Consider the following 24303-nt stretch of genomic DNA (forward strand, 5'->3'; position numbering starts at 1 on the left):
GCCACATGCGACACCGGACGACGATCCTCGACCACCCGGCGAACGAGGAGAAGCCGACCATGAACAGTCAACCGGGCATTAGCGATGGGACATCGAGGCCTCCTGGCGATGGTTGAACTGAACAGCTCCATCAAGCCAGGAGGCCTCTTCACACGCCCCGAAGTGTCACCAACGTCATGGCCGAGTACACCGGGACGTGGTGGCGGAGCCGCGCGGGTCAGGGCAGCGGGATCACGCGGTCAGGGACCGTGCGGCCGCCGACCTCGGCGCGGCCGTCGTCGAGCAGCCGCGTGGCCAGCTCGCTGCCGCGGCCCTGCGTGATGCGCAGGTCGCGGCCCAGGCGGGCCGTGACCCGGAGGGCGGCGGATCCGGTCGCCTCGTCCTCGAGGACGCCGAGCGCGGGAGCGGACATTCGCGCGCGGATCGTGCCCGCGGCCTCGTCGATCCACGCCCAGGCGTAGAGGTGGTCGACCCTCGCGTCCGCGGCGGTGGCATCCGCGACGGCGGCCTGCAGGTCGAGCGCGAGCAGGTCCGCGACGGACGGCAGCTCCTGCCATGCGAAGTCGGGGCCCCATGCCGGGTCGGCCGTCACGTCCACGACGCCCGCGGGCACCCGCAGGTGGTCCACGTCGATCCCGCGCGACGCCAGCCACCACGCGGTGCCGACGGTCGGGTGGCCGGCGAACGGCAGCTCGCGTGCGGGGGTGAGGATGCGGATCGCGGCCCCGAGCGGATCCGCGCCCGGCGCGTCCACCTCGTCGACGAACACCGTCTCGCTGAAGCCGAGCGCCTGCGCGATCGCCTGCTCCCGCCCGTCCGTGCGCGGGGAGGCGAGCACGATCCCGAGCTCGTTGCCGTGCGCGCCGTGCGCGTCCGCGAACACCCGCACCACGTGCACCTCGTCCGGCCGCACGCCGTCGAGCGCCGCCACCAGGCGGGGCGTCACAGCTTCGCGTAGCGCGCGCGGGCGCCGCAGTACAGGCCGTACGCGATGAGGCCGAGCCCCGTGATCGCGAGCACGGCGACGCCCGCGGGCAGCCCCGCGAGCGACTGGAGCGCGCCGTCGAGGCCGGTGGCGCGGCTCGGGTCGGCCGTGACCGCGCCGATGACGAACAGCACCCCGACCGCGACGAGCGCGACGCCCTTGGCGATGTACCCGGCGACGCCGAGCGCCGTGATCCCGCGCCCGAGCGAGCCCGACGGCACGGAGATGTCCTCCTGGAAGCGCTTCGTCGCGCCCTTGAAGCCGAAGTAGACGCCGACCGCGACGACCGCGAGCCCGAGGACCACGAGCAGCGCGACGCCACCGGGTGCCGCGAGCACGCGGGCGCTGAGCGACTGCGTCTGCTCGGACGAGTCGCTGGATCCGCCGGTCGCGAAGCGCAGCGCGGTGGCCGCGATCGCGAGGTACGCGACGGCCTTGCCGAGCTCCTTCGCGCGCACGGCCCAGGTGCGCTTCGCGTCCTCGCCACGCGCGAGCACGGTCTCGACGAGCTGCCAGAGACCGAGCCCGAGGAGGCCGACCACGACGATCCAGAGGAGCACGCGACCGCCGGGCGATCCCGCGATGGAGCCGAGCGCGCCGGACTGGTCGGCCTCGCCGCCCCCGCCGCCCGTCGCGAGGCGGAAGGCGACCACGCCGATCAGCAGGTGCAGCAGGCCGTTGACCGCGTGCCCGAGGCGCGCGGCGACGGCGAAGCCGGGCGAGCGCTGGAGGCTCGACGCGGCGCCGGTGGCGCTCACCGGGAGGCCGTGGAGGTGCGGCCGGTGAGCTTCGCGGTGAGGCCGCGCGCCACCTTCTTCACGGGTTCGAGCGGCGCGGGTGCCGGCGGCTCGGGCTCCTCCTCGTCGGGCTCCATGATGATCTTCCAGGCGGTCCAGGCGACGGCCGTGAGCGGCACCGACAGGATCGCGCCGATGATGCCGCCGAGGATCGTGCCGGCGGTCAGGGCCAGCAGCACGACCAGGCCGTGCAGCTTGAGCGCGTTGCCGAGCACGACCGGCTGCAGCAGGTTGCCCTCGAGCTGGTTCACGAGGATCACGATGGCGACGACCCAGATGGCGGTGCCGAGGTCGTTGGTCACGAGCGCGACGAGCGCCGCGAGGATGCCCGCGACGGTGGCGCCGACGATCGGCACGAACGCGCCGATGAACACCACGAGCGACAGCGGCAGCGCGAGCGGCACGCCGAGGATGAAGAGGCCCGCGCCGATGAAGACGGTGTCGACGAGCGCGACCGTGGCGGTACCGCGGATGTACCCGCCGAGCACCTTCGAGCCCTCGTGGCCGACGCGCACGGCGCGCTTCCGGCCACGACCGCGGAACGGGCGGATGAAGAACGCCCAGATCTGCGGCCCGTCCTTGACGAAGAAGAAGAACACGACGAGCCCGAGCACCGCGCCCGTGACGACCTCGGCCGCGGCGGAGACGCCCGCGATGGCGCCGGATCCGAACTGGCTGCTGGTGAGGAAGTCCACGGCCGACTGGCGGAGCGAGTCGATCTGCGCCGAGTCGATGGGCAGCCCGCCCTCCTCGATGAACGCCTGCAGCTGGTCGACGCCCTCGCTGGTGGCCTTCACGAGCGTCGGCCACTGGCTCTGCACGCCGAAGACGACGGCCGTGACCGCGCCGCCGAAGAGCACGAGGCCGGTGAGCAGCGCGATCACCGCGGCGAGCGCGTCGGGGACTCCGCGGCGCTCCATCCAGAGCACCATCGGGCGCACGGCGCAGGCGAGGATCAGCGCGATGATCACCGGGATCACGACGAGCTTGAGCGAGATGGCGGCGTACACGATCGCGATGGCGACCACGAGGACCGCCAGGATCTGCACGCAGCGGATGGAGAGGCGGCCGAGCTTGTCCTGCCAGACGGACTGCGGGGTGGTCATGCGCTCCACCCTACGGGCGGGCGGGCCGCGTGACCGGGCCGCGGCCGGGCCCGGACACCCGCGTGACCGGCCGATACCCTCGGTCCATGGGACCCCGCCTCTCCGTCGTCCGCGAGGGCGCGCTCGATGTCGCCGACCACACGTCGATCGCGGCGCTCCTCGCGCTCGCGTTCCCCGACTTCCGCGAGGGCTACGCGGGCGCCCGCAGCTGGGCGGGCGCGCAGCCCGAGCTGCGGATCCTCGTGCACGACGGCGACGAGCTCATGGCGCACGCCGGGATCCGCCGCCTCTTCGTGGAGTTCGGCGACGGCCAGGGCGACCCGGCCGATGACCTGCTCATGGGATCCACCGGCATGGTCGCCGTGCACCCCGAGCGGCAGGGGCAGGGCCTCGGCACGCTGCTCGCCGACGGGATCCGCGGCGCGCTCGCCCGGCTCGCCGTCCCGTTCGGCCTCCTCGAGACGGGCGACGAGACCACCGGCTACTACGCGCGCCACGGCTGGATCCCGCTGCCCGGCCGCACCGGCCACTACAACGGCTTCACGCTCCTCGGCGCCGCGGGCGTCGTGCACCAGGACCACGGCTGGATGATGCTGCCGGTCACCGCGGCCGCCGACGCGTTCCCGGCGGGCGACCTCCACGTGAACGGGCAGCTGGTATGAGCGCGCCCCGTGCTGTGATCCACCGCCTCCGCACCGAGGACTGGCGCGAGTACCGCGCGCTCCGCCTCGAGATGCTCGAGGACACCCCGCTCGCCTACCTCGAGACGCTCGAGAGCGCGCGGGCGCTGCCCGACTCCGACTGGCAGGCGCGCACGCGGCGCGCCAACCAGCTCGGGAGCACCGCGTACGTCGCCGTCGAGCCGGCGACCTGCCGCTGGCTCGGCGCCATGAACGCGTTCGTCGCCGCGGATCCCACGCGCGTGATGCTCGTGAGCGTCTACATCGCCCCCGACGCCCGGGGTCGCGCCGCGGGCGTCACCGACATGCTCCTCGACGCCGTGATCGCCTGGGCCCGCGACCGCCCGAATGCGCAGGCACTCCGCCTCGAGGTGCACGAGGACAACCCGCGCGCCCGCGCCTACTACGAGCGCCGCGGCTTCCGCCTCACGGGGCGGAGCGTGCCGTACGCGCTGGATCGCATGCAGAAGGACCTCGAGATGGAGCTACCCCTCTCCGGGGACACGCAGCGGGCCGCCGCGCCGTGAGGCGCGACGGCCCTTCATGGACGCCTCGCCGTGCGGCGCGACGCTGCGGAGATGCCCGGCCAGTGCTCTGCCGGACACCGCACGATCAGGAGGCGGCTGCCACCTGGAAGACCGCGTGGAGCGCACCCGTCCACTGCGGACCAAACGCCGCGTGCGTGAACCGCTTGTAGGCGAAGGTCGTCATGCCGCGCTGCACGTCTCCCGAGTCATCGTCCGTGTTGACCCACGGCGAGCCGCTGATCCCGGCCCGGAGCTCGGTCTCGATGCCCTCGATGGCGTAGTCCTTGTTCATCCAGGGGTTCGGCTCGACCGAGCTCTCGACGCTCACGGGCTTCGTTCCGTCGTGGCCGCCGTCGAGGGCGTACCCGGTGGAGCGGTAGTCCTCGTCGTCCTGCTGGCCGGCGAACCGCACGCCGGAGGCACCCACGACGCTCGACAGGGTCGTGCCCGCCGCGGAGCCGGCAGGTGCCTGCACGCGGAAGAAGGCGGTGTCGAAGTCGACCGCGCGGTCGGTGACCCACTGCGACTTTACCGTCACGACGGTCGCCGGCCAGATGCCCTTCGGCGCGGTGCCGTCGTACTGCGGCACGAACACGAGGTCGGTGACGAACGCGCCCTTCAGCGCCGAGACGCTGCGGCCCGACGTGGTGACGAGGTCGCCGGAGGCGGAGACGACCACGTTGCCGGTGCTGCGCTGGTCGACGCCACCGCTGCGGAAGAAAACCACCCCGAGGTGGTCGTTCGCCGAGAATCCGGGAACGGGGATGGTCTCCGCGGCCGAGGGAAGAGCGGCGTCCGCGGACACGGCCGAGGTGTCGAGCGCCGCCGGGACGTCCTCGTCCGTCGTCGGCGGGTCGCCGTCGACCGGGTCGTCGTCGACGAAGGCGCTGGGCACTGCCGCGTGCATGCGCGCGGTCGTCCAGCCGGTCGCGGCGGCCGAGGCCGACGACGACGGGATGACGTGCTGCAGGATGTCGGCTGGACGAGCCGTGGCGGCGGTCGCCGCGCCCGCGGACCCGAGCAGGGTGAGAGCGAGCGCCGCGCATGCCGCGGAGCCGAGGAGAGTGGAGCATGTGGCAGGGGCCATCATTGCTTCCTTCTGTTGGATGAGGCGCACGCCGGTCAGCGTGCCCGTCGCACGTTGGCCTATCGGCGCCCCGCCATGGGGACACCGTGCACAGGCACCCCAGGAGAGGCCCGCCTGGGGAGGAGCCGGACAGAGCGGTCCGCCGACGCCGTACCGTGACTCTCGCCGACGGCACCCGCGCGTCGCCTTCTCAGATCGGTCTCCCCCTCCATGCCCCCTCCCTTCCCAGCATCCGCGCGCCTGCAGGCGACCCGCCCCTTCCGCGGGCGGCTCGGTGCCGTCGCCGCAGTGACCGCAGTGGCCCTCCTCGCGCTGGGGCTATCGCTCCCGCAGACCGCTCCCGCGCAGGCAGCCGGGCTGCCTGCGCGTGGGTCCTCCATCTCGGACATGCCTGCCTTCCCCACGCCTACCCACGTCGCCCCAGCGCAGAGCATGCCCTTCCTGGTGAAGGCCGGTCAGACGGTCGACTTCCACAACCAGGAGCTCAACGCCTCCACGAACGGGCACGGGGAGTTCCAGGAGCCCGTGGTGCTCATCGAGCCGGGTGGGATAGCCGAGAACCTCATCATCGGCCCGCTGGCAGGGGACGGCATCCACTGCCAGGCGTCGTGCACCCTCATCAACATCTGGTGGCCGCACGTAGGCGAGGACGCCGTGACGCTGCTCGACGGATCGCCGGCATCGTCCGTCGTCACGATCCGCGGCGGTGCCGTGGCGCATGCCTACGACAAGGTCGTGCAGCTGGACGGCGCGGGGACGGCGCGCTTCTCGGACTTCGCGGCGAGCGACATCGGAACGCTGGCGCGCTCCTGCGGCAACTGCCCGAATCAGTACACCCGGCACATCGTCATCAGCAACGTCTTCATCACGGGCGGCAAGTACAAGGTGGCGGGCGTCAATCAGAACTTCGGCGACACCGCCACGCTCGATCACGTCACCATCCATGGCGTGCACATGCAGGTCTGCGACCGCACCATCGGCGGCCGGGGTACCGCGGCCAAGCCGGTTCCGGGAGCAGGGGGTCCGTTCCCGCCGTACTGCGTGTTCGATCCCGGCACGATCCTCTACTCCTAGGGCGGAGGGCGCTCCGCCCTCCATGCGCGACGATGCCCGCATCCACCGGATGCGGGCATCGTCGCGTCACCGCCGCAGCTCAGTGGGCCGCCACGCCGACCTCCTCCGCGTCGCGCGTCGGGCCGGGGGTGGCCTCGGCGACGGGCGCGTCACCGGCGAGCGGCGGCAGGCCCGCGGCGACGGCCTCGCCGAGCCAGCCGTCCACGTTCGTCCAGTACTGGATGACGCGGGCGCGGAGCTCGGCCGTGGTGACCTTGCTCACGTGGCCGACGATGTTGCCGACGAGGCGCTCGCGCTGGGCGTCGTCCATCGACTCGTTGACGAGCATCCGGGCCTGGACGAAGTCGTCGTCCTCCGCGTGCAGCGTGGCTGCTGCGCGGACGAGCTCGCCGTCCTGCTCCCAGCCGGCGCTCTCGGCGGCGCGAGCCGGGTCGGCGTGCGCGCCGCCGTGCGAGTTGGGCGCGTAGACGGGCGTGCCGGCGTCCTGGAACGTGTAGCGCCCCTGGCCGTCCTTCGAGTAGCTGTGCACGGGCGACTTCGGCGCGTTCACCGGGAGCTGCGCGTGGTTGGTGCCCACGCGGTAGCGGTGCGCGTCGGCGTAGCTGAAGATGCGCGCGAGGAGCATCTTGTCGGGGCTGGTCTGGATCCCGGGCACGAAGTTCGAAGGCGCGAACGCGGCCTGCTCGATCTGCGCGAAGTAGTTCTCGGGGTTGCGGTTCAGGGCCATGGTGCCGACCTCGATGCGCGGGTAGTCCTTCTGCGACCAGACCTTGGTGAGGTCGAACGGGTTGAACCGGTACGACTTCGCCTCCTCGTAGGGCATGATCTGCACCTCGAGCTTCCACTCCGGGTGGTCGCCGCGGTCGATGGCCTCGGTGAGGTCGCGGATGTGGAAGTCGGCGTCCTCTCCGGCGATCTGGTCGGCCTGCTCCTGCTTCAGGATCTCGATGCCCTGCTGGGTCTTGAAGTGGTACTTCACCCAGAATCGCTCGCCGGCCGCGTTGATCCACTGGTAGGTGTGCGAGCCGAAGCCGTCCATGTGGCGCCAGGAGCTCGGCAGGCCGCGGTCGCCCATGAGCCACGTGACCTGGTGGGCCGACTCGGGCGAGAGCGTCCAGAAGTCCCACTGCATGTCGTGGTCGCGGAGGTGCGAGCCCGGCAGGCGCTTCTGCGAGCGGATGAAGTCGGGGAACTTGATCCCGTCGCGGATGAAGAAGACGGGCGTGTTGTTGCCGACGAGGTCGTAGTTCCCCTCGTCCGTGTAGAACTTCAGCGCGAACCCGCGGGGGTCGCGCCACGTGTCGGGGCTGCCCTGCTCGCCGGCGACGGTGGAGAAGCGCGCGAGCATCTCGACCTCGGCGCCGGGCTGGAAGAGGGAGGCGCGGGTGTACGCGCTCACGTCGCCGGTGACGCGGAAGGTGCCGAACGCCCCGCCGCCCTTGGCGTGGACGACGCGCTCCGGAATGCGCTCGCGGTTGAACTGCGCGAGCTTCTCGACGAGGTAGTGGTCGTGCAGCGGGATCGCGCCGTCGGGGCCGACGGAGAGCGAGTGCTCATCGCTGGCGACCGGAGCGCCGGAGTCCGTGGTCGTGTACTTCTGGTCGGTCATGGTGTTTCTCCTGTCAGCGGTGGAACGGGGAGGTGCTGGCTCGGGTGGTCGGCCGAGGGCGCACCGGTGGCGACCGCTAGGTCGCGACGGTGGGACCGGGATCCGCGGCTGCGGTCCGGCATTCGGGGCACAAGCCCCAGTACGTCACCTCGGCGCTCGCCACGAGGAACCCCGCCGAGTCGGACGGCGCGAGGCAGGGGGACTCCCCCACCGCGCAGTCCACGTCGACGATCGTCCTGCAACCTGTGCACACGAGGTGATGGTGATTGTCGCCCGTCCGGCGCTCGTAGCGCGCGGACGATCCCGCGGGCTCGATGCGGCGCACGAGCCCCGCGGCCGCGAGCGCGCCGAGCACGCCGTAGACCGCCTGGATGCTCGTGCCGGGGAGCTCGCCCTTGACCGCGCGGAGCACCTCGTCGGCGTCCGAGTGCGGTGCCGCGTCGACGGCCGTGAGGACGGCCACGCGCGGCCGGGTCACGCGCAGCCCCGCCTCCTTGAGCGCGGCGCGCAGAGCGTCGGCGTCGAGGGGCGGCGCGTGGTCGGTGGGCATCGCCGCAGTCAAGCACACTTCCCTTGAATCGTTCAAAACAACGCGTGAACGCGGCGCGTCGCGGACAGGAGCGTGCCTAGGCTCGACAGGCGGCCCACCCGGCCGCAGGAGATCGGAGCACCGCATGAAGCACATCCACACCGGCACGGGCCTCGACGTCGGCCGCATCGGCCTCGGCTGCATGGGCATGAGCGCGTTCTACGACGGCGCGGGCCAGGACGAGGCGGAGTCGATCCGCACCCTGAACCGCGCGGTCGACCAGGGCATCACGCTCTTCGACACCGCCGAGGCGTACGGGCCGTTCACGAACGAGCGCCTGGTCGGATCCGCGCTGGCAGGCCGCCGCGACGACATCGTCATCGCCACCAAGTTCGGCCTGCTGAAGCACGCACCGGGCAAGGACGCCGAGGACTACGAGCGCGGCATGGACAGCTCGCCCACGAGCATCCGCATCGCCGTCGAGGCCTCGCTGCAGCGCCTCGGGACCGACCGCATCGACGTGCTGTACCAGCACCGCGTCGACCCGGCCGTGCCGATCGAGGAGACCGTCGGCGCGATGAAGGAGCTCGTCGACGAGGGCAAGGTCCTGCACCTGGGGCTCTCCGAGGCCGGCCCCGACACGATCCGCCGGGCCCACGCCGTGCACCCCATCTCGGTGCTGCAGAGCGAGTACTCCATCTGGACCCGCGACCCCGAGGGCCCCGTTCTCGACGTGCTGCGCGAGCTCGGCATCGGGCCGGTCGCCTACTCGCCGCTCGGCCGCGGCTTCCTCACCGGCGCGATCTCGAGCATCGCCGACCTCTCCGAGGCCGACTACCGCTCCTCGTCGCCGCGCTTCGCCCAGGAGGCGTTCGCGCAGAACATGCGCATCGTCGACGCCGTGAAGGACGTCGCGGGCGAGCTCGACGCGACGCCCGCCCAGGTCGCGCTCGCGTGGATCCTCGCGCAGGGCGACGACATCGCCGTGATCCCCGGCACCAAGCGCGTCACGCGCCTCGACGAGAACCTCGCGGCTGACACCGTGCGCCTCACGCCGGAGCAGCTGACGCGGATCTCGTCGCTGCCGACTCCCGCTGGCGACCGATACGCGGACATGAGCGCCATCGACAGATGAAAACCTCCGTGGTGATCTCCGGGGATCCCCACGGAGACGCCGGTCGCGCCCCGTGCGGGGGTGAAATGTAATCAAGTGAGCGGGTTGCCGCAACCAGATCCGAGCCCTTTTGGCCGGACAAGTCCCGCCCGTTAGCGTGCTCCGCGTGACCAGCCTGTCGATCCGCACACCTCATTCAACCGGCTCCTCCTCGGCCCCCGGGCGCACCATCTCCGGCACGGCCGATCCCCTCCTCCTCCTCGCCGCCCTCGACGCCGCCGCCCGGGAGCTCGGGCTCGTCCAGCTCCCGGGCGACCCCCCGGGTGCCGACGGCCCCGACGCCATTGCGCGGGTCTGGCGCGATGCCGCGGGCGGCGAGGTGCGCGTCGTGACCGCCTTCGGTCAGCTCGCCCCGCGGTCCCTCCTCCCCGCGACCCCGCGGAGCCGCTCCTTCCACGCGACCCTGCACGCGGATGCGCCCGAGGTCGCGGACGCCCTGCACGACTCCATCCGCATCCACGACCGCTGCCTCTCGGAGGAAGAGCAGACGGCCGTCGTCGACGCCATGCCCATGCTCGGCTGGGCGGTGCACGCGCACCCCTTCCCGGCCGGGGGCTGGCGCGTGGTCTTCCGCGACCACCTCGTCGAGAACTCGCTCGGCCTCGTGCGCGCGCTCCTCGCGTCCGGGCTGCGACCCGAGGACGCGATCGTGCTGGACAAGGGCGACCAGACCCTCAACCGCGTGCGCATCGCCGCGACCCTGCGCGCGCTCGGGGTGAATGTGCGCCGGCTCGACAACTCCGCCGTCGACGGCACCGCCCCGGCCGGCGAGGCGGCCCGGGCCGTGGAGTCCGCCCGGGCGGTCGACCGCTTCATCGCCGACGCCCACGGATCCGGTCAGCGCGTCGTGATGGTCGACGACGGCGGGCTCCTCGGCCTCACCGACCACCGCGGGGATCCGGTGCTCCGGGAGCGCCCCGACGCGGCCGTCGAGCTCACGGTCAGCGGACTGAAGCGCCTGGCCCGCAGCCCGCTGGCCCGAGACCTGCCCGTCGCCAACATGGCACGGTCGGAGGTCAAGCAGCGCATCGGCTACGACGAGATCGCGGACTCCTGCCTCCGTCGGCTCCGCGAGGCCCTGCGCGGCGAGAAGCTCATCGGGAAGCGGGTCGTGAGCGTGGGCTTCGGCACGCTCGGTGCGCGCATGGCCCGCGGCCTCCGCTCGCTGGGGTGCCGCGTGGTCGTGGTGGACACCGACCATCTCCAGCTCATCGCGGCCGCGGAGGACGGCTTCGAGACGACCCCCTCGATCCACGAGGCGGTCGCCATGCAGCCCACGCTCCTCATCTCCAGCACCGGAGAGCCGATCGCGGACGCCGCCACGCTCGCATCGCTGCCGAGCACCTCCTACGTGACCGCATTCGCGACCGCCGACCTCTCGGCCCTCCGCGACCACCACGTCGCCGGCGGACCGACCGTGCTGGGCGACGGGCGGTCGTTCAACCTCCACCGGTTCGAGGGGATCCCGAACGGCGGCTACGACCTGTACCGCGCGGCGACCTACATCGTGCTGGGCAGGCTCGCCGAGCGCGTGGACGCCGAGCCCGACGCCCGCGTCCAGCTGGCGGACGTGGACGCGTGGGTGCGCGGGTCCGGCCTCTACGCCCGGTACTACGAGCACCACTTCCAGGAGGGCCGGACGTGCGCGTGACGGTGGTCGGCGGCGGCCGCATCGGACGGCTGCGCGCCGCCCTGCTCGTGGGGATGGGGCACGACGCCGAGATCGTCGACCCGCAGCTGGATCCCCGCGCCGAGCCCTTCCTCGTGCACCCGGACGTGGCGAGCGCGCCCGGCGCACCCGCCGTCTGGATCGTCGCGACGCCCACGTCGACGCACCTGCGGATCATCCGCGAGATCGTCGCCCGGGAGCCCGCGGCGGCGGTGCTCGTGGAGAAGCCGGTCTGCTCCCCCGAGGACCTGCCCGCCCTGCTGAGCCTGCTGGCGGAGCACCCGGACCTCGTGCTGGAGGTGGCGTCGCAGTACCAGGACAGCATCGCGATCCGCGCCCTGGGGCACGAGGCCCGCATCCGCCCGCATCACGCCCTGAGTGTGAGCTTCGTCAAGGACCGGCGTCCCGACGAGGCCCGCGGACGCTTCACCGACTGGGTCGCCGGGGTGCTCGGCTACGAGTGGCCGCACATCTACGCCATCGCCCGCTCCCTCGGGGTCGCCGGCGACGACCTGCGCGAGACCGCGCCCGGCCGGTCCGCGCTCGATCTCGCGGACGTCGACGGGTACCTCGTCGAGGCCCGCTACGCCACCACCTCCGGTAGCGGGCGCGACGTCACGTTGCACAGCCGGATCGCGGGTGCATCGGAGCTCGTCCCCGCCGACGGGTGGGGCGAGGCGCGGTGCGACCCCGCGAACCACCGCGTGGTGCGACTGGACGACGGCCGCGAGCGGATCACACTGTGGCTGGCCCCGTCGTACGCCTCGTCGACGACGTTCCCGTCGGCGCAGACAGCCCTGCTCGTCCACGAAGGGCCAGACGGCCACAGGGTGCGCGACATCCCCGACGACCCGCTGCGGATCTCGATGCGCGACTCCCTCCTGCGGCTCGTCATCCGGCGGCCGCGGCGCATGGACGTCGACCTCGACATGATCGAGCACACCGACCTCCTGCTCGAGCTCGGGTCACCCCCGACCCCGGAGCTGAGCGGGACGCATGCGTTCCGCTGACGTCGCGCTCCTCGGGTACGGCGCGATGGGACGCGCGTACCACCGCCTGCTCCGGACGCACCCGGACCTCGTGCCGCTCGTGGGCCGGCTGCACGTAGGCTCCCGCCGCGCGCCCGAGCCATGGGAGCCGCTCGACGACCGGGACGCCGTCGGAACCCTGGACGACGCGCTCGCGGAGGGCCCGCCGGCGGTGATCATCGCGACCCCGCCGCCGACCCACGAGGCGCTCGCCCACCGCGCCCTCGACCTCGGGGCGCACGTGCTGGTCGAGAAGCCGGCGGCGCTGACCGGCGACGGCATCCGGGCCCTGAACCGGCACGCGGACGCGGCGGGCCGGAGCGTGCAGGTCGTCAGCCAGCTGCGTCAGGTCGCGGCGTGGGGACGGGCGCGCGATCGGATCCGCGCGGGCGCGCTGGGCATCGTCCGCAGCGCGCTCGTGGACATCCCGCTCTGGCGGTCGGACGCCTACTTCGCCGCGTCGCCCGCGCGCTCGGAGCACGAGCTCGCGAACCTCGCGTACCACGAGCTCGACCTCGCGATCTGGTGCCTCGGACCGGTCGACGGGGTCACGGTCGTGCCGGCGCACGTCGGCGCCGGGGAGGATCGCGCCACCCGGCACCCGCCGTTCACCGCGGTCCTCGAGCAGGCATCCGGCTGCCTCACCACGCTGCGCTACACGACGCGCGCCTTCCCGGGCCGGGCGCCCCGGGTGACGATCGACGGCACCGCCGGGTCGCTCGTGCTCGAGTCGGGCGCCGCGGTCGTGGATCTCGCGCCCCCGGCCGTCGACGTGCCCGACGCCGGCCTCTACGCGCGCCAGACCTCCGTGCCCGAGGTGGACCCGGACTGGCTCGCCCCCCACGCCGCGCAGCTGCGCGGCTTCCTCGCCGATCCGTCGCGGACGTCACCGCGGCGCATCGACGAGACCTCTGTCCGCACCACCGACCTCATCCACCGAATCCAGCGCCACCTGAACAGAGAGGAACCGGCATGACGCACGTCATGTTCACCATCGTCGAGGACGAGTTCTCCCGCGACTTCCTGCAGCACCCCTTGGATGCGCTGATCGCCGCATCCGTGCTCGCCCGCGACGGGCACGACGTCGCGATCTGGGACCAGCGCGTCGCGAAGATCCCGCCGACGGGGCTCGACCCCGCGTACGTCGTGGTGGTGACCGCCATCGCCGACCGGGCACAGTGCTACCCGCTCGACCTCGCTCCTGTGCGGAGGTCGGTGGAGGGGATCCGCGACCGGTGGCCGCAGGCGCGCGTCATCGCCGTCGGCCCGCACGGCACGCAGCTGCCCCAGCCCACGCTCGAGGACCTCGGGGTCGACTACGTCGCGCGCGGCGAGGCCGACGCGGCGGCCATCGGCGCGGTGGCGCTGCTCGAGGAGGGCGGCGCGCCCCTGTCGCGCGTCCTGCCGTTCTCGGGCCGGTTCGCGCCGCTCTCCGCCGAGGAGATGCCGGTGCCCGACTACGACCTCATCGACGCGAGCGCGTACACGGCGGAGACCTTCACCGACGGATCCCTGCACCGCAGCACCTGCGGCATCGTCCTCGGCGTGCGGGGCTGCACCTACGGCTGCTCCTTCTGCCACCTGCCGTTCGGCACGAGGATGCGCGCCGAGCCCGTCGAGACGACGCTGGCGACCATCGAGCAGCAGACCTCGCGCGGGGTGTCGGACATCTTCTTCCTCGACTACGTCTTCGGCCTCCACCGGTCCTTCTACACGGACCTGTGCCGGGAGATGACGGGCCGCGGCGTGAGCTGGACGGGGCAGACCCGCACGGAGGTCGTGCTCCGCACCGACGTCACGACCTGGGCGGAGGCGGGGTGCCGCGGGATGTGGCTGGGCGCCGAGTCGCCCGCGGTGAGCGAGACCGGGGTGGGCAAGCGGATCCCCGCCGAGAAGATCCAGCAGGCCATCGAGAAGCTGTCGCACGCGGGCATCACCCCGTTCGCGTTCGTGCTGCTGGGGCTGCCGGACGACCCCACGTGCCGCTCGGGGGAGATCGTGGACTGGGCAGCGACGATCCCCGGCTACTTCGGCCTGAACCAGCTCTTCCTGCGTCCCGGCACGCCGCTGTACGACGAGATCGCGGCGCGCTACTCGCCGGACGGGCCCCCGCGCGACTGGTACGGGGTCGACCGCATCACGCAGCGGTACCGGCAGGAGTACCCCGCCGACCTCGACGACCTCGAGCGCCGGCTGCAGGCGCTGCCGAACTACATCGGGAACGCGCTGTACTGATGCCCGGTCATGTCCTCGTCACGGTGCCGCCCGCCTCCGCGCACTCCTACGACCACGTCGGGTACGCGGTCGACCTCGTGGTCGCGGGCGCCATCGCGGCCGCGTGCGGGGACGCTGGCGGCGCCGGCCCGGGGGCGACCGTCGCGGTGACGCGGGACGACCACAACATCCCCGCGGTCGCGGCGGGGCCGCCGGCCGACCTGGCGCACCTGCGAGGCATGGCGCGGAGCATCGTGGGGCGGCCGGTCGCCATTGCGGGAACGGGTGCGCCGCCGATCCAGGACCTCGCGCGCGGCGTGTGGTCTGAGCTGGACGCCCGCGGGGTGCTCGAGAGCGCGACGTACAAGCGGATGCAGTGCCCGGCGTGCCGCACGCTCGCCGACACCGCGGGATCCGTCGCGCGCTGCCCGACCTGCGGCGCGACGGGCCTCGTGCTCCGCTCGGAGCGGAACTGGTTCCTGCGGACCGCTCCCTTTCAGGAGGCGCTCGGGGCCTGGCGCGACGGGGTGGCGCTGCGCGGCCCCGCCGTGCCGCTCGCCCGGGCCGCGCCCGCCGCCCCCGCCCGGCTCAGCGTCTCGCGCGCCGCCGAGCGCACCGGCGGGGCGGGCGTCGCCGTGCCGGGGGACGCCGACCAGGTGATCCACTCGGGTCTCGTGGCCGCGTGCAGCTACCTCCTCGAGCGGCCGGAGGGCGGCTGGGCGGCGGCGGGCACCCGTGTCCAGGTCTGCGGGAAGGGGCTCGTGAACCTGCACCTGACGCTCGTCCCCCTGCTCTGCACCGTCCTAGGGCTGCCGCGCGCCGACGTCATCCACGTGCACCACCACGTGTCGGTCGACGGCCGATCCCCGCAGGCGGCGTCCGCCGACGGCACGACGGCGTCGCGCCTGCTCACGGATCATGGGCCCGCCGCGCTCCGCTGGTGGATCCTGCGCCTCGGCCTCCCCCGGCGCGACGCGGCCCTGCGCCTCCGCGACCTCGCCCGCCTGGCCGACCGGGAGCTGCCCCGGCTGCGCGCGGGCTCGGTCGCGGCCCACCCTCCGAGGCTCGCCGCGCTGGACGCGCTCGACCTGGGCGGCATGACGCGCGCGCTCCTCGCCGGACCCGCGGACGGCGCGCCCGAGGACACGGCACCGGGACGTGCTCACGATGGGATCGCCGGGTTCGTCCGCTGGGCCACGGCGCCGTGACCCCGGCCGTGACGCGGCTCTCCCGCCGCCTCCTCGCCCTGCTCGTGCTCGTCCGCGCGGCGGGGTTCACCTCGATCGTGGCCGTGGTGTGGTTCCGCGGACAGCACGCCACGGGCGAGATCGCGGTGATCCTCACGGCGTTCGGCGTCGGATCCGTGCTGCTCCCGGCAGCCGCGGGCCTCCTCCTCGGCGAACGGCCGCTCCGACCCGTGCTCGTGGCGACGCTCGTGCTCAACGGCGCCGCCCTGATGCTCCTGCCGCTCACCGCGGGTGCGTCGCTCGCGCTGCCCACCGCCGCCATGTTCGCGATCGGCGCGTCGTCGAGCCTCGCGCGGTCGCTCATCGGGACGCTCCTCACGGTCGCCGCCCCCGCGGACCGGCAGGCACGGACGCAGTCGATCATCTCCTGGAGCGCGAACGTCGGCGGCGTCGTGGCCACGGGCATCGCCGGTCTCGTCGCCGCGTCGGGCTCGGACCTCGGGCCGCTCTTCGCCGTGGAGGGCGCGGTGCTGCTGGTCGCGGCGTCCCTCATCCCCCGCGCCGCCGCCGTCACGCGCGCGGCACCGTCAGGCGCCCCCGGCATCCGGGGCACCGTGACGCGCCTGCGGTCCGCGCTCGTGCTCGCGGCGGGGGCGACCGCCGTGATGCAGGGCCTCGGCATGCAGTTCGCGCTCACGACGGCGACCCCGGAGTCGTACGTGTACGCGGCGCTGACCAACGTCGTGCTCCTGATCGTCGCGCAGCCGGTGGTGCTGCGCGTCGTCCGCGACGCCTCCGCGCCCGCCTACCTCGTCGCCGGCTTCGCGGGGGCGGCGGTGACCGCGGTCGCGGTCGCGGCGACCGACAGCTGGCTGGTCTTCGGCGTCGCCTGGACCGCGTGCGAGCTGCTCCTGACGGCGGGCATGGTGCCCGCGATCCTCGCCCGGACGCCGGCGTCACTGCATGTGGCCGCGCTCGGCGTGGTCGGGTCGTCCTGGGGGCTGACGGCCGCCCTCATGCCACCCGTCATCGCAGCCGCCGTCACCGCCGCGGGGGCGACGGGCAGCTGGGGCGTGTTCGTCGCCATCGGGGTGGTCGCGTCGCTCGGATCCGCGCTCGCGATCGGGCTCCGGCCGGGCGCGCGCCCGACCGAGGGGCGCGACGACCGGGAGGAGCCGGTGCTCGGCTGAGACGGATCAGACCGCCTGCTCGAGCCCCCGCCGTCGATTGGCGAGCACGGGCAGCGTGCTGCGCGCAGCCTCGACGGCCGACGGGTCGATGTCGACGACGAGCAGCTCCTCCTCGCCGCCGAGGCGGTGCAGCACCTCGCCGAGCGGGGAGACGACGGCGCTGCGGCCGATGCCCGTGGGCGCGCCGCTCGCGGGGTCGTGGCCGCGGGATCCCGCCTCGAGCGTCGCGGGGTCGCCCTGGCCGACCGCGACCACGAAGGTCGTGGAGTCGAGCGCGCGGGCCCGCAGCAGGAGGTCCCACTGGTCGGCCTTGCCGGGGCCGGCGCCCCAGCTCGCGCACACGATGCTGACCACGGCGCCCCGGTCGGCGCCCGCGAGGAAGAGCGCGGGGAACCGCACGTCGTAGCAGGTGGCGAGCGATGCGCGGGTGCCGCCGACCTGGATCACGGCGACGGCATCGCCCGGGTCGACGGCGTCGGACTCGCGGAACCCGAACGCGTCGAAGAGGTGGATCTTGTCGTACGAGGATGCGCCCTCGGCCGGCGCTCCCGCGGGCCGAGCGACCAGCAGCGTGTTGCGCACCCGCCCGTCCGCGCCGGGAGTGAACATGCCCGCCACGATCACCACGCCGAGCCTTTCGGCGATCGCCCGCACGCCCGACGCCCACGGTCCGTCGAGCGGCTCCGCGATCTCGGGCAGCGGGTTCCCGAACGCGCGCTGCGCCGCCTCCGGGAACACCACGAGCTCGGCGCCCTGCCGCGCGGCGTCCTCCGCGAAGCGCCCGATCCGTGCGAGGTTCTCCGCGGGATCCGGCGAGCTGATGATCTGTGCGAGCGCGATCTTCATGGTCCTCCTCGTGATGTATACATAGCGTATGCGAGAACGGGCGGGCGATCCAGGCACCTCGGCGAGCGCCCTCTCCGGCCGCGAGCGGGCCTACGAGTTCCTGCACGCGCACGTCCTCACCGACCCGGATCAGCAGGGCGCGTTCCTCAACGAGCAGGAGCTCGCCGAGCGCATCGGCGTCTCCCGCACGCCCGTCCGCGAGGCCCTGCTGCTGCTCGCCGCCGACGACCTGGTGGAGATGATCCCCAAGCGCGGCGCGCGCATCCCCGTCATCACCGGCCGCCAGATCGCCGAGCTGATGGAGTTCCGCGGCGTCCTCGAGCGCCACGCGGCCACGAGCGCGGTGGAGCACCATCGCACGCCGCTCGACGCGATGCGCGAGGTGCTCGAGCAGCAGCGCGCGATGGTCGAGGAGCCGCCGCGCGAGAGCGGCCGTGCGTTCATCGAGCACGACCGTCGGTTCCACCAGCTGCTCGTCGACGCGGCGGGCAGCGAGCTCATGAGCCGCACCTACGCGAAGCTCCGCGCCCGCCAGATCCTCGTGGGCGTCGAGGCGCTCTACCGCGCCACCGACCGGCAGGACCGGGTCTGCGAGGAGCACGCCGGCATCGTCGACGCGCTGGCCGCGGGCGATGCCCAGGCCGCGCGCGACGCGATCGACCGCCACCTCGCCGTCACGCTCGACGTGCTGCTGCGCGCCTGATTCCCGCCGCGGCCGCCGCCGTGCGGATCCGCCGAGCGACCCGGAACGCGACGACGCCGGGACCCCGGAGGCGGGGATCCGGGCCCCGCCGGGTCGCGCGGCGAACGTCAGACCCGTGCCGCCGCCACGCCCTCGGCGCCGGTGCGCACGTACTCCTCGTCCTCGGACGCGTCGGAGTCGCGGCCCATCGCGAGGTCCACGAGCGTGAGCACGACCGCGGCCGTGAGGTAGAGCGCGATGCCGACCCAGCTGCCGGTCTCCTCGTAGATGATCGTGAACATCAGCGGCGCGATGGCCCCGCCGATCACGCCCGCGATCGTGTACGCGAGCGAGGCACCCGTGTAGCGGAGCCGCGGCGAGAACTGCTCGATGATGTACGCCGCCTGCGGCCCGTACATGAAGGAGTGGAAGAAGAGGCCGAGCACGATGCCCACTCCGAGCACGAAGGTCGACGAGCCGTCGGTGATCGCGAAGAAGACGTACGCCCAGACGGCCGCGCCCACCGCGGCGGCCGCGTACAGCGCCCGGCGGTTGATGCGGTCGCTCACGGCGCCCGCGAACGGGATCGTGAACAGCTGCACGGCGGATCCCACGAGCACCGCCACGAGCACCTGGCTGCGCTCGAAGCCGAGCGAGTTGACGCCGTAGGTGAGCGTGAAGACGGTGAAGAGCGCGTAGAGGACGTCGGGTCCGACGCGGGACAGGATCGCCGCGACGAGCGGCCGCATCTGCGTGCGGAAGACCTCCGACACGGGCGCGCTCGGCCGGTCGCCGCGCTCCTGGAGCGCCTTGAACACGGGGGTGTCCTCGAGCTTCAGGCGGATCCAGAGGCCGAACGCCACGAGCAGCGCCGAGAGGAGGAAGGCGACGCGCCAGCCCCAGTCGAGGAAGTCCTCCTCGGTGAGCAGCACGGTCAGCAGCGCCAGCGCGCCGTTGGCGAGCAGGTTGCCGGCGGGCGGGCCGACCTGCGCGGCCGACGACCAGAACCCGCGCTTGCGCGGATCCCCGAACTCGCTCGAGAGCAGCACCGCGCCGCCCCACTCGCCGCCGACGCCCACACCCTGCGCGAAGCGGAGGAGCACCAGGATGATCGGCGCCGCGAGCCCGATGGTCGCGTAGCCGGGGAGCACGCCGATGAGGAACGTCGCGATGCCGATGAGCAGCAGCGTGAGCACGAGCACGGGCTTCCGGCCGATCTTGTCGCCGAGCCGCCCGAAGACGAACCCGCCGACGGGGCGCGACACGTAGCCGACCGCGTAGGTGGAGAACGCGAGGATCGTCGCCGTGTAGGGATCCGACGACGGGAAGAAGACGACGGGGAACACGACGGCGCTGGCCGCCGAATAGACGGCGAAGTCGTACCACTCGAGCGAGGTGCCGGTGAGGCTCGCGGTGAACGCCTTCACGAGCTCGCGGCGGGTGGGCTTCTCGGTCGCGGCGGGTGCCGCGGGCGCGCCGGATGCGGGCGCGGGCGTCGCCGGGGAGGCGGTGGGGTCGTCGGCCATGGGGCTCCTCGGGTGGGTGGGGCCGTGCGGTGGATCCGGCGATCGGACCCCGCCCGGCGTCCGGTCGGTGTGTTGTATACAGTAGGCATACCGAGGCCCCGGCACCATGGTCGAGGCACCCGGATCCGCATCTCTTCACACGCTCGAAACACCACCGGAGGACCGATGACCACCCTGCGCTTCCAGCTGCCCGACGGATCCACCCCGAGCGTCGAGGTCGTGTCGCTCCTCAACGCGGGCTACGCGGGCCGCGACCAGGCCGAGGTGCAGGCGCACATCGACGAGCTGGCCGAGCTCGGCGTGCCCGGCCCCGAGACCACGCCTGCGCTCTACCCCGTCGCGCCGTACCTCGCGTCGCAGGCCGACACGGTGCCCGCGCAGCACGGTCGCACCTCGGGCGAGGCCGAGTGGGCCCTCGTGGTCACCGACGACGACGTGCTCCTCACCGTCGCGTGCGACCACACCGACCGCGCGCTCGAGGTGCACGGCGTCGCGTGGAGCAAGAACGCCGGACCCGACGTGCTCGGGCGCAAGGCCTGGCGCCTCGCCGACGTGCGCGACCGCCTCGACGCGATCCGCCTCCGCGGCTGGGTCGGCGAGGAGGGCGCGGAGGAGCTGATCCAGGACTCCACGCTCGCCGCTCTCCTCACGCCCGACCACTGGCTCGAGGTGCTCGCCGAGCGCGGCCTCCGCGTCCCCGGCACGGTGCTCATCTCGGGCACGGTCGCGATGATCCCGGGCGTCGACCAGTTCGCGTCGCGCTGGCGCGTGCAGCTCGAGGATCCCGCCACCGGCGAGACCATCGACGCCGCGTACCGCGTGCAGCTGCTCCCCGAGGCGATCGGCTGATCGGCTCCGCCGGCTCCCGGGGACCCGCCTGCCGGGCCCCGGCCTTCCGGTACGCTGAGCGCATCCACCCGCCTCCAGGAATCCGGAGTCCCATCGTGCCCACGATCGTCGTCGAAGTGATGCCCAAGGCCGAGCTGCTCGACCCCCAGGGGAAGGCCGTGGCCGGCGCGCTGGCCCGCCTCGGCAAGGACCGCTTCACCGGCGTCCGCATCGGGAAGCGCTTCGAGCTCACCGTCGAGGGCGAGGTGGACGACGCGCTGCTCGCCGACGTCCAGAGCCTCGCCGCCGACATGCTCTCCAACTCCGTCATCGAGGACGTCATCAGCGTCCACGTCGCCGGGCTCGACGGGTTCGGCATCTCCGCCGAGGCCGACATGTCCACCGGCAACGTCACCGACGACCACACCATCGCGGAGGGCGGCACGGCCGACACCGACGTCGCCGCGCACCCGCTCCCCCACGGCTCCGCCGCGGCGGAGCAGCGCTGATGCGCGTCGGGGTCATCACCTTCCCGGGATCCCTCGACGACCGCGACGCGCAGCGCGCGGTCCGGCTCGCGGGCGCCACGCCCGTCGCGCTCTGGCACGGCGACCACGACCTCCAGGGCGTCGACGCGATCGTGCTCCCCGGCGGCTTCAGCTACGGCGACTACCTCCGCGCGGGCGCCATCGCGGCCTTCGCGCCGATCATGCGCGAGGTGGTGGACGCCGCCGAGCGCGGCGTCCCGGTCCTCGGCATCTGCAACGGCTTCCAGATGCTCACCGAGGCGCACCTGCTGCCCGGCGGGCTGATCCGCAACGAGGCCGGGAACTTCGTCTGCCGCGACCAGCGCCTCCGCGTCGAGGCCACCGGCACCGCGTGGACGAGCGCGTTCACCGCGGGCGAGGAGATCACCATCCCGCTCAAGAACGGCGAGGGCGGCTTCATCGCCGACGCCGACACGCTCGACCGCCTCGAGGGCGAGGGCCGCGTGGCCTTCCGCTACCTCGGCGGCAACCCGAACGGATCCCTGCGCGACATCGCCGGGATCACCAACGCCCGCGGCAACGTCGTCGGCCTCATGCCCCACCCCGAGCACGCCGTCGAGGAGGGCTTCGGACCGGACACCCCGGCCGCCATGCGCTCCGGTGTCGACGGCCTCCGTCTCTTCACGTCCGTCCTCGAAGGAGTCCTCGCGCAGTGAGCGTCCACCCCGATCCCGCATCCGTCCCCACCGAGACCCCCGCGGGAGAGGGACGCAGCCTCCGCCGCCACGTCGCCGACACCGTCGAGATGGCTGAGCGGACCCCCGAGAAGGAGCAGCCGTACGCGGCGCTCGGGCTCACCGAGGGCGAGTACCTGAAGATCCGCGAGATCCTCGGCCGCCGCCCCACGAGCGGCGAGCTCGCCATGTACTCGGTCATGTGGAGCGAGCACTGCTCCTACAAGTCCTCGAAGAAGTACCTGCGCCAGTTCGGGCAGAAGGTGTCCGAGTCCATGAAGAAGGACCTCATGGTCGGCATGGGCGAGAACGCGGGCGTCGTCGACGTGGGCGAGGGCTGGGCCGTCACCTTCAAGATCGAGAGCCACAACCACCCCTCCTACATCGAGCCGTTCCAGGGCGCGGCCACCGGCGTCGGCGGCATCGTCCGCGACATCATCTCGATGGGCGCCCGTCCCGTCGCGGTCATGGACGCGCTGCGCTTCGGCGACATCGACGACCCCGACACCGCGCGCGTCGTGCACGGCGTGGTCGCGGGCATCAGCTTCTACGGCAACTGCCTCGGCCTCCCGAACATCGGCGGCGAGACCTACTTCGACCGCGTGTACCAGGGCAACCCGCTCGTCAACGCGCTGGCGGTGGGCGTCCTCCGCCACGAGGACCTCCATCTCGCCAACGCGCGCGGCGTGGGGAACAAGGTCGTGCTGTTCGGCGCCCGCACGGGCGGCGACGGCATCGGCGGCGCGTCCATCCTCGCGAGCGACACCTTCGCCGACGGCGGCCCGACCAAGCGCCCCGCGGTGCAGGTCGGCGACCCGTTCGCCGAGATGGTGCTCATCGAGTGCTGCCTCGAGCTGTTCGCGAAGGACCTCGTCGAGGGGATCCAGGACCTCGGTGCCGCGGGTATCTCCTGCGCCACGAGCGAGCTCGCGTCCAACGGCGACGGCGGCATGCACATCCGGCTCGAGGAGGTGCTGCTGCGCGACCCGTCGCTCACGGCCGAGGAGATCCTCATGTCGGAGAGCCAGGAGCGCATGATGGCGGTCGTGAAGCCCGAGAAGCTCGAGGGCTTCCTCGAGGTCGTCCGCAAGTGGGACGTCGAGACGAGCGTGCTCGGCGAGGTCACCGACACCGGCCGCCTGGTCATCGACCACCACGGCGAGCGCATCGTGGACGTCGAGCCGCGCACGGTCGCGGTCGACGGCCCCGTCTACGACCGGCCCGTCTCCTACCCCACGTGGATCGACGCCCTCCAGGCCGACTCCGCGTCGCGCCTCGCGCGCCCCACCGCGCCGGACGACATCAAGGCGCAGTTCCTCCAGCTCCTCGGCAGCCCGAACCTCGCCGACGCGTCGTGGATCACCGACCAGTACGACCGCTACGTCATGGGCAACACCGCCCTGTCGTTCCCCGACGACGCCGGCATGGTCCGCGTCGACGAGGAGAGCGGCCTCGGCTTCTCGGTCGCCACCGACGCGAACGGCCGCTTCTGCCAGCTCGACCCGTACCGCGGCGCGCAGCTCGCGCTCGCGGAGGCGTACCGCAACGTCGCCGCGTCCGGCGCCACGCCCGTCGCGGTGAGCGACTGCCTCAACTTCGGCAGCCCCGAGGACCCCGAGGTCATGTGGCAGTTCAGCCGCACGGTCGAGGGCCTCGCGGACGGCTGCCTCGAGCTGGAGATCCCCGTCACGGGCGGCAACGTCTCCCTCTACAACCAGACGGGCACGCAGGCGATCCACCCGACGCCCGTCGTGGGCGTGCTCGGCGTGATCGACGACGTCGCGCGCCGCATCCCGTCCGGCTGGCAGGACGAGGGCGACAACATCTACCTGCTCGGCGTCACGCGCGAGGAGCTCGACGGATCCGCCTGGGCCGGCAGCGTGCACGACCACCTCGGCGGCGTCCCGCCCGTGGTCGACCTCGCCGCCGAGAAGGACCTCGCGTCGCTCATCGCCGCGGGCGCCACGCAGTCGCTCATCGCGAGCGCGCACGACCTCTCCGACGGCGGCCTCGGCCAGGCGCTCGCGGAGTCCGTGATGCGCTTCGGCGTCGGCGCCCGCGTGTGGCTCGACGGCATCGTCCAGCGCGACGGCGTCGATGCGGCGACCGCGCTCTTCTCCGAGTCCACCGGCCGCATGCTCGTCACGGTGCCGCGCGAGGACGACGTGAAGTTCCAGGGCCTCTGCGAGGGCCGCGGCTACCCGGTGCTCCGCATCGGCGTCACGGACGCGCAGGCACCCGGACTCGAGCTGCAGGGGCTCTTCACCCTGTCCGTGGACGAGCTGCGCGGGATCCACCGCGCCACGCTCCCCGCCCGCTTCGGCACCGCCGTGGAGGCATGAG

Annotated in this window: 22 protein-coding genes and 1 pseudogene; 15 read left to right on the forward strand and 8 right to left on the reverse strand. The window is 73.1% G+C overall.

The genetic code is table 11. The features are described from left to right. Positions 1-217: 217 nt before the first annotated feature. The 3 genes from HDR73_RS16040 to HDR73_RS16050 are packed head-to-tail and all read right to left on the reverse strand — an operon-like array spanning position 218 to position 2888. Complete coding sequence (locus HDR73_RS16040; RefSeq protein ID WP_198433862.1) at positions 218-946, reverse strand: PhzF family phenazine biosynthesis protein; 729 nt, start codon at positions 944-946, stop codon at positions 218-220. After that, positions 943-1743: a DUF1206 domain-containing protein gene (locus HDR73_RS16045; protein ID WP_012299527.1), complete on the reverse strand. Its 801-nt coding sequence runs from the start codon at positions 1741-1743 to the stop codon at positions 943-945. Before HDR73_RS16045 ends, HDR73_RS16040 begins: the two co-directional genes overlap by 4 nt. Continuing rightward, on the reverse strand, positions 1740-2888 hold the full coding sequence (locus HDR73_RS16050) for an AI-2E family transporter (RefSeq protein WP_012299528.1): 1149 nt from the start codon (positions 2886-2888) through the stop codon (positions 1740-1742). The genes HDR73_RS16045 and HDR73_RS16050 overlap by 4 nt, the downstream gene beginning before the upstream one ends. Positions 2889-2974: 86 nt before the next feature. Between HDR73_RS16050 and HDR73_RS16055 the strand changes: the two genes are divergently transcribed. Both HDR73_RS16055 and HDR73_RS16060 read left to right on the forward strand, forming a co-directional pair. Continuing rightward, positions 2975-3550: a GNAT family protein gene (locus tag HDR73_RS16055; protein WP_223842638.1), complete on the forward strand. Its 576-nt coding sequence runs from the start codon at positions 2975-2977 to the stop codon at positions 3548-3550. Continuing rightward, complete coding sequence (locus HDR73_RS16060) at positions 3547-4095, forward strand: GNAT family N-acetyltransferase (protein WP_049791926.1); 549 nt, start codon at positions 3547-3549, stop codon at positions 4093-4095. Before HDR73_RS16055 ends, HDR73_RS16060 begins: the two co-directional genes overlap by 4 nt. A gap of 85 nt (positions 4096-4180) precedes the next feature. Here the strand turns inward: HDR73_RS16060 and HDR73_RS16065 are convergent, their stop codons facing one another. After that, positions 4181-5182 carry a hypothetical protein gene (locus HDR73_RS16065; protein ID WP_198433863.1) on the reverse strand — a complete coding sequence of 334 codons (1002 nt, stop codon included), beginning with the start codon at positions 5180-5182 and terminating at the stop codon, positions 4181-4183. 387 nt (positions 5183-5569) lie between these two features. Here HDR73_RS16065 and HDR73_RS16070 point away from each other — a divergent pair, with 387 nt between their 5' ends. Further along, positions 5570-6256, forward strand: coding sequence for a pectate lyase (locus HDR73_RS16070; RefSeq protein WP_223842639.1), 687 nt, complete (start codon positions 5570-5572; stop codon positions 6254-6256). Positions 6257-6335: 79 nt separating this feature from the next. Here HDR73_RS16070 and HDR73_RS16075 read toward each other — a convergent pair whose 3' ends face one another. Both HDR73_RS16075 and HDR73_RS16080 read right to left on the reverse strand, forming a co-directional pair. Beyond that, positions 6336-7865, reverse strand: a complete 1530-nt coding sequence (locus HDR73_RS16075) for a catalase (protein WP_012299533.1) — start codon at positions 7863-7865, stop codon at positions 6336-6338. A gap of 76 nt (positions 7866-7941) precedes the next feature. Then, positions 7942-8415, reverse strand: coding sequence for a Fur family transcriptional regulator (locus tag HDR73_RS16080; RefSeq protein WP_041464638.1), 474 nt, complete (start codon positions 8413-8415; stop codon positions 7942-7944). A 124-nt stretch (positions 8416-8539) separates the two neighbouring features. Between HDR73_RS16080 and HDR73_RS16085 the strand changes: the two genes are divergently transcribed. The 7 genes from HDR73_RS16085 to HDR73_RS16115 all read left to right on the forward strand — a co-directional run bounded on the left by HDR73_RS16085 (position 8540) and on the right by HDR73_RS16115 (position 16856). Continuing rightward, entirely contained in the window at positions 8540-9529 is a 990-nt protein-coding gene (locus tag HDR73_RS16085) for an aldo/keto reductase (RefSeq protein ID WP_012299535.1), read from the forward strand. Between the two features lie 145 nt (positions 9530-9674). Further along, a complete protein-coding gene (locus tag HDR73_RS16090) occupies positions 9675-11219 on the forward strand; it encodes a Rossmann-fold NAD(P)-binding domain-containing protein (protein ID WP_012299536.1) in 1545 nt (514 codons plus the stop codon). Further along, complete coding sequence (locus HDR73_RS16095) at positions 11210-12247, forward strand: Gfo/Idh/MocA family oxidoreductase (protein WP_106408647.1); 1038 nt, start codon at positions 11210-11212, stop codon at positions 12245-12247. Before HDR73_RS16090 ends, HDR73_RS16095 begins: the two co-directional genes overlap by 10 nt. Further along, positions 12234-13241 (forward strand): Gfo/Idh/MocA family protein, encoded by a 1008-nt coding sequence (locus tag HDR73_RS16100; RefSeq protein WP_012299538.1) that lies wholly within the window; start codon positions 12234-12236, stop codon positions 13239-13241. The genes HDR73_RS16095 and HDR73_RS16100 overlap by 14 nt, the downstream gene beginning before the upstream one ends. Next, positions 13238-14500: a B12-binding domain-containing radical SAM protein gene (locus tag HDR73_RS16105; protein WP_012299539.1), complete on the forward strand. Its 1263-nt coding sequence runs from the start codon at positions 13238-13240 to the stop codon at positions 14498-14500. Before HDR73_RS16100 ends, HDR73_RS16105 begins: the two co-directional genes overlap by 4 nt. Beyond that, positions 14500-15687, forward strand: coding sequence for a class I tRNA ligase family protein (locus HDR73_RS16110; RefSeq protein ID WP_012299540.1), 1188 nt, complete (start codon positions 14500-14502; stop codon positions 15685-15687). The genes HDR73_RS16105 and HDR73_RS16110 overlap by 1 nt, the downstream gene beginning before the upstream one ends. A gap of 8 nt (positions 15688-15695) precedes the next feature. Then, complete coding sequence (locus HDR73_RS16115) at positions 15696-16856, forward strand: MFS transporter (protein WP_133064087.1); 1161 nt, start codon at positions 15696-15698, stop codon at positions 16854-16856. Positions 16857-16862: 6 nt separating this feature from the next. On the opposite strand, the gene HDR73_RS16120 is transcribed toward HDR73_RS16115, so the two are convergent. Then, the gene (locus tag HDR73_RS16120; protein WP_012299542.1) at positions 16863-17702 is read right to left on the reverse strand and encodes a carbon-nitrogen hydrolase family protein; all 840 of its coding nucleotides are present in this window, start codon (positions 17700-17702) and stop codon (positions 16863-16865) included. Positions 17703-17730: 28 nt separating this feature from the next. Here HDR73_RS16120 and HDR73_RS16125 point away from each other — a divergent pair, with 28 nt between their 5' ends. After that, positions 17731-18405 (forward strand): GntR family transcriptional regulator, encoded by a 675-nt coding sequence (locus HDR73_RS16125; RefSeq protein ID WP_012299543.1) that lies wholly within the window; start codon positions 17731-17733, stop codon positions 18403-18405. Positions 18406-18512: 107 nt separating this feature from the next. Here HDR73_RS16125 and HDR73_RS16130 read toward each other — a convergent pair whose 3' ends face one another. Further along, entirely contained in the window at positions 18513-19910 is a 1398-nt protein-coding gene (locus tag HDR73_RS16130; RefSeq protein WP_012299544.1) for an MFS transporter, read from the reverse strand. A 165-nt stretch (positions 19911-20075) separates the two neighbouring features. Here HDR73_RS16130 and HDR73_RS16135 point away from each other — a divergent pair, with 165 nt between their 5' ends. The 4 genes and pseudogenes from HDR73_RS16135 to purL all read left to right on the forward strand — a co-directional run bounded on the left by HDR73_RS16135 (position 20076) and on the right by purL (position 24302). Next, positions 20076-20759 (forward strand): DUF2848 domain-containing protein, encoded by a 684-nt coding sequence (locus HDR73_RS16135; RefSeq protein ID WP_012299545.1) that lies wholly within the window; start codon positions 20076-20078, stop codon positions 20757-20759. A 95-nt stretch (positions 20760-20854) separates the two neighbouring features. Next, positions 20855-21094 (forward strand): annotated as a pseudogene (purS, locus tag HDR73_RS16650) (phosphoribosylformylglycinamidine synthase subunit PurS); the annotation flags it as partial. A gap of 152 nt (positions 21095-21246) precedes the next feature. Next, a complete protein-coding gene (gene purQ, locus HDR73_RS16145) occupies positions 21247-21942 on the forward strand; it encodes a phosphoribosylformylglycinamidine synthase subunit PurQ (protein WP_012299547.1) in 696 nt (231 codons plus the stop codon). Then, complete coding sequence (purL, locus tag HDR73_RS16150) at positions 21939-24302, forward strand: phosphoribosylformylglycinamidine synthase subunit PurL (protein WP_012299548.1); 2364 nt, start codon at positions 21939-21941, stop codon at positions 24300-24302. Before purQ ends, purL begins: the two co-directional genes overlap by 4 nt. Position 24303 lies beyond the last annotated feature (1 nt).

It is taken from the genome of Clavibacter sp. (genome assembly GCF_014802555.1).
In the GTDB taxonomy this organism is placed as follows: domain Bacteria; phylum Actinomycetota; class Actinomycetes; order Actinomycetales; family Microbacteriaceae; genus Clavibacter; species Clavibacter sepedonicus.